Source organism: Pectinatus brassicae (assembly GCF_014201835.1).
GTDB lineage: Bacteria > Bacillota > Negativicutes > Selenomonadales > Selenomonadaceae > Pectinatus > Pectinatus brassicae.
The window spans coordinates 46,030-58,740 of record NZ_JACHFH010000003.1 but is presented as its reverse complement, the minus strand read 5'-3'; the positions used below and the strand labels follow the sequence as shown (position 1 = coordinate 58,740).

11 protein-coding genes are annotated in these 12,711 nt (G+C 36.7%); 4 read left to right on the top strand and 7 right to left on the bottom strand.

What is annotated here, in order from left to right; genetic code table 11:
• Window positions 1–7: 7 nt before the first annotated feature.
• The 3 genes from HNR32_RS01970 to HNR32_RS01960 all read right to left on the bottom strand — a co-directional run bounded on the left by HNR32_RS01970 (window position 8) and on the right by HNR32_RS01960 (window position 2,800).
• A complete protein-coding gene (locus HNR32_RS01970; RefSeq protein WP_183859132.1) occupies window positions 8–844 on the bottom strand; it encodes a menaquinone biosynthetic enzyme MqnA/MqnD family protein in 837 nt (278 codons plus the stop codon).
• A 34-nt stretch (window positions 845–878) separates the two neighbouring features.
• Entirely contained in the window at window positions 879–1,034 is a 156-nt protein-coding gene (locus HNR32_RS01965; protein WP_183859130.1) for an aminoglycoside phosphotransferase, read from the bottom strand.
• Between the two features lie 491 nt (window positions 1,035–1,525).
• Window positions 1,526–2,800 carry a DAK2 domain-containing protein gene (locus HNR32_RS01960; RefSeq protein ID WP_183859128.1) on the bottom strand — a complete coding sequence of 425 codons (1,275 nt, stop codon included), beginning with the start codon at window positions 2,798–2,800 and terminating at the stop codon, window positions 1,526–1,528.
• Between the two features lie 243 nt (window positions 2,801–3,043).
• On the opposite strand from HNR32_RS01960, the gene HNR32_RS01955 reads away from it, so the two are divergent.
• From HNR32_RS01955 to HNR32_RS01945, 3 genes are all read left to right on the top strand, one after another.
• Window positions 3,044–5,251, top strand: a complete 2,208-nt coding sequence (locus HNR32_RS01955; RefSeq protein WP_183859126.1) for a cell division protein FtsA — start codon at window positions 3,044–3,046, stop codon at window positions 5,249–5,251.
• Window positions 5,252–5,457: 206 nt separating this feature from the next.
• Window positions 5,458–6,651 (top strand): MFS transporter, encoded by a 1,194-nt coding sequence (locus HNR32_RS01950; protein WP_183859124.1) that lies wholly within the window; start codon window positions 5,458–5,460, stop codon window positions 6,649–6,651.
• A gap of 62 nt (window positions 6,652–6,713) precedes the next feature.
• Window positions 6,714–7,175: a MarR family winged helix-turn-helix transcriptional regulator gene (locus HNR32_RS01945; RefSeq protein ID WP_221300536.1), complete on the top strand. Its 462-nt coding sequence runs from the start codon at window positions 6,714–6,716 to the stop codon at window positions 7,173–7,175.
• Between the two features lie 61 nt (window positions 7,176–7,236).
• Here HNR32_RS01945 and HNR32_RS01940 read toward each other — a convergent pair whose 3' ends face one another.
• From HNR32_RS01940 to xylB, 4 genes are read right to left on the bottom strand one after another with little or no spacing between them, the layout of a single operon-like run.
• Window positions 7,237–7,863: a DUF4867 family protein gene (locus HNR32_RS01940; protein WP_183859122.1), complete on the bottom strand. Its 627-nt coding sequence runs from the start codon at window positions 7,861–7,863 to the stop codon at window positions 7,237–7,239.
• Between the two features lie 17 nt (window positions 7,864–7,880).
• Window positions 7,881–8,648, bottom strand: coding sequence for an MFS transporter (locus tag HNR32_RS14330; RefSeq protein WP_311636286.1), 768 nt, complete (start codon window positions 8,646–8,648; stop codon window positions 7,881–7,883).
• Window positions 8,582–9,301 carry an MFS transporter gene (locus HNR32_RS14325; protein ID WP_311636284.1) on the bottom strand — a complete coding sequence of 240 codons (720 nt, stop codon included), beginning with the start codon at window positions 9,299–9,301 and terminating at the stop codon, window positions 8,582–8,584. Before HNR32_RS14325 ends, HNR32_RS14330 begins: the two co-directional genes overlap by 67 nt.
• A 45-nt stretch (window positions 9,302–9,346) precedes the next feature.
• Window positions 9,347–10,870 (bottom strand): xylulokinase, encoded by a 1,524-nt coding sequence (gene xylB, locus HNR32_RS01930; RefSeq protein ID WP_183859120.1) that lies wholly within the window; start codon window positions 10,868–10,870, stop codon window positions 9,347–9,349.
• A gap of 276 nt (window positions 10,871–11,146) precedes the next feature.
• Between xylB and HNR32_RS01925 the strand changes: the two genes are divergently transcribed.
• Entirely contained in the window at window positions 11,147–12,637 is a 1,491-nt protein-coding gene (locus tag HNR32_RS01925; RefSeq protein ID WP_183859118.1) for an L-fucose/L-arabinose isomerase family protein, read from the top strand.
• Window positions 12,638–12,711 lie beyond the last annotated feature (74 nt).

The window sequence follows — 12,711 nt, the reverse complement described above, 5'->3', positions numbered from 1 at the left end:
CACACAATTATATTTCGACTATTTCTATACTTGGCATCTTTTCCAGCAAATTACATTCAACTGCCAATTTATAAAAGAGCTGCAATGCATTTAATCGCACTTCATCCACATCATATTTTATCACTTCAAAATAGTCCATTAGTTGATTTCGTGAAAAAACCGTTTTTTCCTTTACCATATCAAGCATTAATGATTTATTTTTAATGCCATTATCAAAACCGCCGCGCAATCGTTTATATATTGCTGCTACCTCAGCCTTGTGTTCCCGATAAAAATTGCGGTTTACCGCCCAAACAGCATATACCATTGGCAAACCAGTCATTTTTTTCCACTGTTCGCCTATATCGTAATAATATAATCCAGCCTGATGATTGTGGTTTACATATAAAGCATCATCACCTATAAGCAAAGCCGCGGCATAATCATCATTTTCCTCAAATAAATGCCGGGGATCTATTTTTTTTATCTCATAATGCGGCACCAGATTATAAGCTTTTTGTAAAATGATTTTTAATAAACAATGTGATGTCGCTGATTGTGCTGTCAATATTATTTTTTGCTGATTAAGCTCGTTTATCGGCTTGCGCGATACCAATATAATACTTTGCACTTCACCATCAGAAACAATGCCAATATTAGGCATTAGCATCGCTTTATCGCTTATCTGGGCAAAAGCAAATGATGACATTGGACTTATATCCAGCTCTTCATTAGCCATGGCCTTATTTAAATCAGACGGAACAGCCATAACCAAAGACATGTCTTTGTGATAGCCGCATTTAAGCAGGCTATATGTCAATGGCAGGCAGTTGAGAAAATTTATATGTCCTACACGTGGATGCATATTTCATGCCTCCCTCTCAATATTATTAATGTATTTATTTACTTTTTTTGTTTTGTATATCTAATATTCGCTGCAAATCCCGCATCATATGCAAATGTGTTTCATATTCCAAATCATTAGCATCATAAGTCATACGACGTTTTAATTCCATAATACGTCCTTGTAATTTTTGTTTTAATTCATCTGTCATTTACTATCTGTTTCTCCATTTATCAAAAACAATAACTTCAATAAAATTCATTATCAATTATAACAAATCCCTATTTTAGATACAAGCAATGTCCCTTTGTCATAAATTTTCTTGAGTTTTTGTATAAAAAACCATTTTTCATTATAATGGAGTTATGCACAAAGTTATACACATATTGGATAATTCTGTGCATAACTTTATTTGCTTTTTATATTAAAACACTTTTTAATCCACAAGATAATTTCATTTTATCCACAGCTATATTTTCCTTATATTGAATTCCCTAAATTAATTATATGATATTTCCCTTATAACTACGGGATTTACCCTTATATAATAAAAATATCAGACACCAAATATAGTGTCTGATATTTTTATACCACAAGATAAGGTTGTGGATAACAGTAAATTGTTTTTTACAATTTTCCCTAATATTAATCTTCTATTTTATTGCATATTTACTACAAAATAATTTTTATGCAATATATTTATCATTTCTTCTTAATTATATTTTCCATTTTCTTTATATTATTTTCCCAGGATTCCTCGCTGTCATAAACTTGCAATGCGGCTAACTGCTGCATCGTATTTTCACTATATATAATTTGTATTCTTTTGCCTAAAAGCCGTTTGGTTTGATATAGCATCAATCTAAGCGAACTATCATTCGATAATATAATGTAACGCTTAGCAATATCGCTATGTACAGTATTAACAAAATTCCCTACGGCCAAGCCTTTATCTTTATCAACAATTATCGGCATAGCACCATACTGCTCTACCTGTTCAACAATTTTTTCATCGTTAACTATGGCTAAAATACATATATCCTTAATCGGTTTTGCTAAAATCAGCGGTTTATGCAAATCAGCCATATTGTCTACTCTCATCTCATAAGAACTGCCCCAGCCTGTTATTTGATCTGCCAACACCCCGGCACTTTGTGTATGCAAATGAATGAAAACATCATGCATTTTTTTCTTTATTACAAGCATATTGCCATACTTACCCAGTATTTCTTTTACTTCCAATAAGCCAACCTTGCAATTGCGTATCCGCATCTGAACACAATACGGATGAACAATATCTTCTGTGGGGTTAGGCACCGTATGTGTCGTTGTTGTACCTGCCGAAAATACAACTGCCGGCGATACAAAATTGCCATCAAGTCCCGCCTGACATCCCTCCAGCAATACCATTAAAGCTTTAGCTCCAACCTCAATGTGCCTTTGTGCTATTTTTTCCCGTTCCAAGGCATCATCACCCGCAGTTATTGCTGCCGTCAAAATTTCTGAAATAGGTCTATTAGCCCGAACTGCTTTATAAGCCCCCTTGGCCACTGCCTTGGCAATTACAATCATCGGATGCTCCGTATTTCCACTTGATATTCTGTGCGCATATAAAATGCCATATTGAAATGCCTTGCCAAATACGGAAGAGTTTACTTCGTATTTTCCTGCTAACCCTTTTGCTAAACCACGAAAAATTTGTGCTAAAATAACACCGGAATTACCACGAGCTCCTAGTACAGCACAATTACTAACCATACTGGAAACAGCACCAATTCCCTTATTATCATTATTTTTTAACGCTATTGCTGCAGCCCCCATCGTCCTTAGCAAATTATGTCCCGGATATTTCTCACCAGAAAAACTCGCCTTTTGCAGGGCATTTATATTTTCATATTCCAGTAAAAATGCACTATAGGCTCCAGCTATCATTCGTTTAAAATCACTGCCTGTTATAATTTCTTTATTCTCGCCCATATCGCTCACCTCTAATTAATTATCAAAATATATTGACTGTCTTTTATAAATTCCTTATGCATAGCTAATTTACCTTTGCATTTATCATAAAATTTTACAAATTATATTTATAATTTATCATTTTATTTATGTTATAATTAAAAGTAATATTTTTATTAGTTTCACTGTTCGTAAAAATTCATTTATACATATTACAATTTATATAAAAAGAGGTGACAATCCACGATTTTACGTGGGAAAAATATGAGAACAAGAAAAACCCCTGCGGCAACCAAACGGACAAATAATCGACCTACTGCATCACATGCCCAAAATAAGGCTGATAAAGTTTTTGCCCTAGACATTGGAACAAGAAGTGTAATTGGTATTGTTGCCGAAAATGAACAATCCGAGCTTAAAATAATTGCCACTGAGCGCCAGGAACATAAGACACGTTCCATGCTTGACGGACAGATTCATGATGTTCCCCAAGTTGCTGAAATAATAACATCCGTAAAAAACAAGCTGGAAAAACAAGTCGGTCCTTTAAAAAAAGTTGCTGTAGCCGCTGCCGGCCGAGCACTGTATACAATGACTGCCGAAGCCAGTATGGACATAAATGGTATTATTACCGAAGAACAAGAAAAGCATCTTGATTTTATTACTGTTCAAGCCGCTCAGGAAAAGTTGGCGGCTTCCCACATTATTGAGGACAGTTCTTTTTATTATTGTGTTGGCTATAGCACCGTTTACTATATGCTTGATGGCTCCAAAATAAAAAGCCTGATTGGACAACGCGGTAAACAAGCTGTTGCTAGTGTCATTGCTACATTTTTGCCGCGTCAGGTTGTCGATTCCATGCAATCAGCCTTAACGACCGCCAATCTTGAAATGCAGGCTCTGACATTAGAGCCAATTGCGGCTATCAATGTACTTATTCCTTCAACCATGCGTCACTTAAATCTGGCTTTAGTCGATATCGGTGCCGGTACTTCCGATGTTGCCATTACCAAAGATGGTTCCGTTATTGCTTACGGCATGGTACCAATGGCCGGTGATGAAATAACTGAAGCTATTTCTAAACAGTATCTGCTTGATTTTAATATTGCTGAAGAAATAAAACGCCAGCTGATAAATACTGCCGATGAAAAAATCCATTTCACTGATATTTTAGGTATGGAATATACCCTTAGCAGTGAAGAAATTATCAATAGTGTTGATAAAAATATTACCGATTTAGCTGAAGCTATTGCCAAACAAATAGCGGCTTTAAATACCGAAGCCCCGCAAGCTATTATGCTGGTAGGCGGCGGATCCTTAACACCAAACTTAGCAGCTAAAGTAGCTCATACCCTTGATATGCCCGAACCACGTGTAGCTGTACGAACACCTGATAAGGTTGACAATATCAGTAATATTCCTGATGTGCTAAAAACACCTGATGCCGTAACACCATTAGGAATACTAAAAACCTTGGGCACCCAAACCCTAAATCTTATATCCGTATATATTAATGATATCGAATACAATATGTTCAATTTCCGCGAACTTACTATTTCTGATGCCCTTTTAAATGCTGGTATAAATCTTCGTAAGTATAATGGTAAACCTGGCCTTGGCATCATGGTCAACATCAATGGTGAATCAAATATTCTAAGCGGCAGCATGGGCACACTGGCTAAAATAAGCCTTAATGGCAATGAAGCTTCCTTAAGTGATAAAATTGAAGAAAACTGCCATATATGCATTGAAAAAGGCAGTGACGGCACTACACCAAATGTACATTTAGCGGATTTATTTTTAGAAACACAAAGCATTAATCTTTATATAAATGGTGAAAAAATTGCTGTTGAGCAGTCCGTTCTTATCAATGATAGTCCCATAAATGATTTCACTACCGTTGTTCATGATAAAGACAATATTATTTTCCCCGCTCCAGCCAGCATTGCCAATGCTTTAAAATATGCCCATTATAATATAAATAACAATATTTATCACTACACATTAAACGGTATCGATAAAACATACCAAACTTCTCCACAAATATATTTAAATGGAAAAACTGCTTATTTATCAGACATTGTTAAAGAAAATGATGAGATTGATTTTACTGAACCCAAACGCCTGCCCTTATCATCTCTGTTAAATAACAACAATACGACAAGCGATATAACAGTTTTATTCAATGATAGTCCTTGCTTAGTACCCGTAACCTCCGATAATGTTCTGCTTGTCAATGACAATATTGTCCAGACTGATTATCTCGTAAATGAGGCTGACAACATTACCTACAGTGCCGGCAAAAGGAAACAGGCAATAATTAGTGATGTTCTGTTAGCCGCTGATTACACTCCACCTAAACCCGACAGCCGCATGACTTTTCAAATCCTAAAAAACAATCTTCCTGTGGAATTTACTGCGCCAGTAAATGAAAACGATAATATTAAAATCATTTTAACACCTTGTGAATAAAAAAATAAATATTTCTATTAAACAGGCTGCCATACATTATTAAAAAATATATAGCAGCCTGTTTGCTTTTAAAATAAAAATATTTATTTTACGGTAAAGTTTGACAACTTTTATTTCTAGTGTTATATTTATGAATTATAGTTAACTAGTTAATTATATTTCTATGTTTAACTAGTTAACTATAATTATAACAAGGGAGATATTTCATGACAAAAGAATCACTTTGGACTAAAAATTTCATTACATTAATAGGTACCAATGCCTTTTTATTCGCAGGTTTTCATTGTTTGCTGCCGACCCTGCCGCTCTATGCTGCCTCCTTGGGTGCAACTGGCTCACAAATAGGTATTGTTACCGGTATTTTTGGCTTTGCCGCCATCATTGTTCGCCTGTTCACCGATACCGGTGTACGCGCCTTAGGTAAAAAGAAATGTCTTTATATCGGTCTTTTTCTTTCAATAATTGCAACCGTTAGTTACCGCGTATTCACCTCTATCGATATGCTTATAATCGCCCGTATTATCCATGGTTTCGGTTTTGGCTTAAGCACCACTTTTGCTGCTGCTATCGTTTCTGACGTTATTCCTGACTCCCGCCGCGGTGAAGGCATTGGTTATTTCGGCTTAGGCAGCACCGTGGCTATGGCATTATCACCAGCCTTAGGTGTTATGCTATTATCTGATTATTCATCCGTTGCCTTATTTGCTTTTTCCGCTATTGCTACCGTATTATCAGTACTTTGCACCAAAGCCTGCAGTGCCAAAGAAATTATCCCCGAATTACCTACCAGTGCTATGCACACTTCCATTAAAAATAGAATTTATGAAAGTGGTACCGGTATCCCCGCTATTTTAACAATATTGTTTGGTGCTGCTTATGGCAGTGTAAATACTTTTATTGCCATGATGGCCAAACAGGCCGGCATAGCTGATGCTGGTATTTTCTTTATCGTTGGCACTATCTTTGTTTTTATATCACGTCCTTTTGGTGGTCGCTTATTTGATAGTAAAGGTGCCTTTTGGGTTATTTTACCTGGTGCTTTTTTATTTCTCGGCGCCTTATTCATCATAATAAATGCCTCTACTTTACCAATACTACTTGCCGCTTCCGTACTTTATGGTCTTGGAGGTGGTTTACTCCTTCCGGCTCTGCTCACCTGGATGCTCAATGTAGTACATGCTGACAGACGCAGCTCTGCCAGTGCTACCTTTTATAATATGCTTGATATCGGTACCAGCGGTGGTATCATCATTTTAGGCAGTCTTGCTGGTTCAGTTGGCTATATCCATATGTATGTTTATGTAATCGATGCTATGATTGCTTTTATCGCTTTCTTCATCCTGCAGCATTTCTTAAAAACACAGAAAAAAACTTATGTACCTGATAAAACAAATGATTAATTGGCAAAAATACCCGACTATAATATAATACAAATATAGAATATATTCGCAATCTAAAGGAGATGCTTGCCATTACCAAGTCTCAAAATAATCGACTATATACTGATGATGCATTAATCCATAGTCTGCACTGCACTATACGTATTTTTGCTAAAACTTTAAATAATTCCATCAGTGATTTTGATATTTACAGCTCTGAATGGTCTATTTTAAAAATAGTAAAAGAACATGAGGCTATCTCGCAGTCAGAAATCGCCGCTTTTCTTGATATTGAACCAGCGGCTATATCTAAAACATTATCACGTTTAGAAAAAAAAGGAATTATTTATCGTCAAAGACTCAATAATAATAAAGAAAAAAATATTTTTCTTACCGAGCAGGCTAAAACACAATATGACCAATTAGCTGCTGTTGTTGAAAAACATCGCAATGCTGCTTTGCAGTCATTATCTATTGAGGAACGCACTACACTACACAATTTAATAAAAAAAATATACGCTGATATTGAAAAAAATAACGCATAAAAAAACTGTCGCATCCGCGGCAGTTTTTTTATGCATTCTTATGTGTTATATATGCTAATAATTAATCAGTTACAGTAATATTATCTCCCTGTAGCCCTATCCATGCGCCGTCTTTTTGCAAGCCGCTATCAGCATGAGCTATAAGCCATTTATTTACAGCAAACAGCAGTCTGTCTTCTCCTTTTGGCTCGGGTTTAAAGCTAAGTGCTTCATTGGTAGCTTTAGGCAAGATAACGCCACAACGAAATTCTTTTCCATCTACACTGCATGGTGCAAAATGAAGAGTTGTAGCATATAATTCCACTGCTGTACCTTTTGGTACAAAAAATATTTCAATATTTTCCGTATTATAAGTATTATTACTATAATCTATATCCTGCTGCTGCCCAAGCATTAAAATCATATCTGTTCCGGCTATATCAATTTCTGATGAGCGGTGATATTCAACAGCATTAAGTTTTTTATTAAAACCACTGCAATGACCAAATTCAATCGGCATGTCACCATAGATATTTTTTTGTAAATCAGTAAAAATATCCAATTTTTCAAATACCTCTACAGAAGGTTCATAAACCACGGTATTTTCCTTTGTCTGCGCTGCCTGTTCTATTGTTTGAACAAACTTATCAGTAGCTAACTCTAACACACGTCCATATTTATTAAATGCTTTATCTGTTACTTGTTTCATATTTTCACCTCATATAATTAACAACCAATATTTCTAAGTTTTTTACCATCCATTAAATTCTTTTCAATATTTTCTAAAGAAACATTTTTAGTTTCCGGCACAAAATAAATTGTCAAAACAATAAATATTACATTCATCAAACCATAAAGCCAAAAAGTCATCGAAGAACCTAAATTATCAACAAGACTTAAGAAAGTTGCCCCGATAATTGCACAAGAAATCCAGTTAGTCATTGTTGAACAAGCTATACCAAAATCGCGGCTTTTAAGCGGTTGTATTTCCGAGCATAAAACCCATACAACAGGTCCTGCGCTCATGGCAAATCCAGCAATACATAATGTACACATAGCAGCTGATGCATAAGGTATCCAGCCAGCTGTTGAGCCTTGAGACAGTGCATATAAACAGCCTCCTAAAATAAACATAGAAAGTGCCATTACAGCAAACCCTATTTTTAAAGCCGGCTTACGTCCTGATTTATCAACCATATCAACTGCTATAAATGTTGCTAATACAAATACCAACCCATTTATTACTGTTCCAATCATCTGATCCTGAGTTGTCGAAAAACCAGCTAAACTCAAAATTTTTGGTGAATAATACATTATAATATTCAAACCAGTAAACTGCTGCATAAATTGCAGTAAAACGCCTAAAAATACAGCACGTCGAACATTTTTATTGGCTTTAAACAACGACCAGCCGGCCTGCTTAACTTTTAAGGTTTCTTGAATATCTGATAATTCCGATTCTGCCACTTCTTTATCAGCATGCAAAGAATGCAATACCTTCTGCCATCCTTAATCCGTCCTTTTGCTGCCAGCCAGCGCGGGCTATCCGGCAAAGCAAACACCGTTAAAATAAGTACAACTGCCGGAACAGCTATAACTGCCAGCATCATACGCCATGAACCACTGTAACTTAAAGCAGTATCAGATAAAAACGCCAATAAGATGCCTACAGTTACCATTAATTGATAGCCGGAAATAACCTTGCCGCGCGATTCCTTTGATGACATTTCCGCTAAATATAACGGTGCTGTATACGAAGCAATCCCTACAGAAAGACCTAAAATAATGCGGAAACTAATCAACATTGTCACCCCTGCTGCCAGCCCTGATCCCAAAGAACCAATGATAAATAAGGCAGCTCCAATCAGCAAACTTTTTTTTCTACCAATTTTTGAGGATAATATTGACGCTACGATTGCACCTATAGCTGCACCTACCATCATAGAGCTTACAACCCATTCCTGCAGCTGGCTGTTAAGCCCCCATTCTTTACTGATAAATGGCAATGCACCGGAAATAACCCCCTGATCCAAGCCAAATAACAAACCAGCCATACCTGCTGTGAAGAAAATAAAGGCTCTGACTCTTGCTGCTTTCTTCTCTGCCGCACTGTTGACTGCAGAAGTTTTAACTACATTTTCCACCATTTTACTCCCCTAAAATATACTATTGTTTATTCATTAATTATAAAATCACAGTTGTGTTAAATCCTGATAACATTCTTTTAATTGTATATATAATTTTTTATATAATTTATGGCCTTTTTCATAATAAGCATGATTTTCTGTATTAGTCTGGCATATTTTGTCTGTTTGAATAAAGCGTTCACAGGCTTCTGGTACGCTGTTAAATATGCCTGCACCAACACCAGCCAAAATTGCCACACCCAAAGCTGGTCCTTCCTGCGCTGCAATTGTTTTAACAGCACAACCATACATATCAGCCAGCATTTGGCGCCATACAGGACTTTTGCCGCCACCACCACAAGCCATCATTTCATTTACTTTTACACCCATTTCCTGCAATATGCTATTGCAGTCTTTTAAGGAGTAAGACACGCCTTCCATTACCGCGCGTATCATATCTGCTTTGGTATGGATAGCTGATAAGCCAAAAAATACACCACGGCAATCCGGATCAAGATGAGGTGTACGTTCTCCCATCAAATACGGCAAATATAAAAGCTTACGACTGCCCAACGGCACTTTTTCCACTGCTTTATTCATTAAATCATAAGCATCAATATTATCTTTTTGTGCCTGCTGCTTATAATCTTCTGCCAGAGTATCACGGAACCATTTTAAGGATAAACCGGCGGCCTGAGTTACTCCCATTACATGCCAGCAGCCTGGTACGGCGCAGCAAAAAGTATGGACTCTGCCTTTGGGATCTATCTTTACATTATCAGTATGCGCAAAAACTACACCGCTCGTTCCTATTGTAGTGAATGCTTTTCCTTCTACAACAATACCTGTTCCCACAGCGGCAGCCGCATTATCGCCAGCACCACCAACAACTACAGTTTTTGTAGATAATCCTGTTTTTTGCGCAAATGCTTCACTAATAGTGCCTGTAACTTCCGGTGATTCATAAACCTTTGGCAATAATGCCATATCTATATCAAGTTTTTCTAAGACTTCTTTTGACCAATTACGCTTAGGCACATCCAGTAATTGCATACCACTGGCATCAGATACTTCAGTAGCATAATCACCTGTCATACAGAAACGAATATAATCTTTTGGCAGTAAAATATGGCGACATTTTTTATAATTTTCTGGTTCATTATTTCTAACCCATAATATTTTAGACGCAGTAAAGCCAGTAAGTGCCGGATTAGCTGTTATTTCAATTAAACGTTTTGCTCCCACTTTTTCTGTTATTTCAGCACATTCCTTGGCCGTACGCTGATCGCACCAAATAATCGAAGGACGAATAATACTATTATCCGCATCAAGCATAACGAGTCCGTGCATTTGTCCAGAAAGACCGATACCTTTAATATCCTCTTTGGCAACACCAGCTTTTTCTACTACTGTCTTTATCGTCGATTCAACAGCATCTGCCCAATCAGCAGGATTTTGTTCTGCCCAGCCATTTTGTGGCTGATATAAATCATATTCCTGTGCTGCTGATGCTATTACCTGGCAATTTTCATCAAATAATACTGTCTTTGTTGCCGAAGTACCTATGTCGATACCAATTAAATAATTCATATTTCTCTCCTTTTCGTGCTCGAACACATTTATTGTTATTATAATAACATAGTAAATTTTAAGAGTCAATTGTTAATTTAGTGTTTTCTGAAAATTTAATTTTACTTTTTTTTTAATTGTATTTATAGGAAATTAATTATTTCTATAATTTTCTAATCTATAAAAATATTTTTATTCAGAAAATATCGATTATATATAATTGACAATAAAATCATTAGATGGTATTCTTTATATAAACAAATTGTGCTTGTGCACATCAAAGGAGTGCTTTTAATAATGAATTCAATAAATATCCCTGAAGTTAAATGTGGTATTATTTCCGTAAGCCGTGACTGTTTTGTTATTTCCCTATCAGAAAACAGACGCAGTGCGATAAAAGAAGCTTATACTAAAAAATACGGTGAAATTTACGAAGTACAAAAAACCGTAGAAAATGAAAATGATATGCTGGCAGCTGTAAAAGAAGCTAACGAAGCTAATTGCAATGCCTTAGTCGTATTTTTAGGCAATTTTGGACCAGAAACTCCTGAAACACTTATTGCTCAAAATTTTGATGGTCCTGTTATGTATGTTGCTGCTGCTGAAGAAACCGGCAAAAATCTTATCAACGGCCGTGGTGATGCTTATTGCGGTATGCTTAACTGTTCTTATAACCTCGGTTTACGCAAAATAAAAGCATTTATCCCAGAATACCCTGTAGGCACTGCTGATGATCTAGCCACCATGATTGCTGAATTTCAGCCAATCGCCCGTACTCTTATCGGTTTATCCGGCCTCAAAATCATCACTTTCGGACCTAGACCGCAAGACTTTTTCGCCTGCAACGCTCCAATCAAACCACTTTATGACCTTGGCATTGAAATCGAAGAAAATTCTGAGCTTGATTTATTAATTTCCTATCGTGAACATAAAGATGATCCACGTATTGCTGACATCATCAAAGACATGGCTGCAGAATTAGGCAAAGAAGGCAATCCATATCCTGATTTATTAGAACGCATGGCTCAATATGAATTGACATTACTTGACTGGGCAGAAAACCATAAAGGTGCCCGTCAATATGTAGCATTCGCTAATAAATGCTGGCCAGCATTCCCTTCCCAATTCGGCTTTGAACCTTGCTATGTTAACAGCCGTCTTGTCTCCCGTGGTATTCCGGTTGCCTGTGAAGTAGATATTTATGGTGCACTAAGTGAATACATCGGAACCTGCGTAAGCGGTGATGCTGTAACATTACTTGATATCAATAATTCCGTTCCAAAAGATCTTTTTGCTGAATCAATTGAAAAAACTACTGATTATAAACTCGAAGATACTTTCATGGGCTTCCATTGCGGTAATACTCCATTATGCAAATTAAGAAAAGGCGGCATAAAATATCAGCTTATCCAAAATCGCTTACTCGAAAACGGCGAAACTCCTGATATTACCCGCGGTACCCTTGAAGGCGACATTGCTGATGGTGAAATTACATTCTTCCGTCTCCAAAGCACCGCTGGTGGACAATTGCGTTCTTATATCGCCCAGGGCGAAATCTTTCCAGTTGCTACTAATTCCTTTGGTGGTATTGGTATCTTTGCTATCCCGGAAATGGGCCGTTTCTATCGTCATGTATTGATACAAAAACAATATCCGCATCATGGTGCTGTTGCTTTTGGTCACTATGGCAAAACCCTTTATGCTATTTTCCAATATTTAGGCATTGAAGATATTGCATTCAACCAGCCTAAAGGTATGCTCTATCCAACTGAAAATCCCTTTGCTTAATATATGCTAAAAAAGAGATCCGTCAGCTCTTCCGAGCCAACGGATCTCTTTTTATTTATCAGGGCGTTATTTCA

Excerpts from the sequence above, each read along its gene's own strand:
- HNR32_RS01970 (WP_183859132.1), bottom strand. The coding sequence starts at position 844 with ATGCATCCACGTGTAGGACATATAAATTTTCTCAACTGCCTGCCATTG.
- HNR32_RS01965 (WP_183859130.1), bottom strand. The coding sequence starts at position 1,034 with ATGACAGATGAATTAAAACAAAAATTACAAGGACGTATTATGGAATTA.
- HNR32_RS01960 (WP_183859128.1), bottom strand. The coding sequence starts at position 2,800 with ATGGGCGAGAATAAAGAAATTATAACAGGCAGTGATTTTAAACGAATG.
- HNR32_RS01955 (WP_183859126.1), top strand. The coding sequence starts at position 3,044 with ATGAGAACAAGAAAAACCCCTGCGGCAACCAAACGGACAAATAATCGA.
- HNR32_RS01950 (WP_183859124.1), top strand. The coding sequence starts at position 5,458 with ATGACAAAAGAATCACTTTGGACTAAAAATTTCATTACATTAATAGGT.
- HNR32_RS01945 (WP_221300536.1), top strand. The coding sequence starts at position 6,714 with ATGCTTGCCATTACCAAGTCTCAAAATAATCGACTATATACTGATGAT.
- HNR32_RS01940 (WP_183859122.1), bottom strand. The coding sequence starts at position 7,863 with ATGAAACAAGTAACAGATAAAGCATTTAATAAATATGGACGTGTGTTA.
- HNR32_RS14325 (WP_311636284.1), bottom strand. The coding sequence starts at position 9,301 with ATGGTGGAAAATGTAGTTAAAACTTCTGCAGTCAACAGTGCGGCAGAG.
- xylB (WP_183859120.1), bottom strand. The coding sequence starts at position 10,870 with ATGAATTATTTAATTGGTATCGACATAGGTACTTCGGCAACAAAGACA.
- HNR32_RS01925 (WP_183859118.1), top strand. The coding sequence starts at position 11,147 with ATGAATTCAATAAATATCCCTGAAGTTAAATGTGGTATTATTTCCGTA.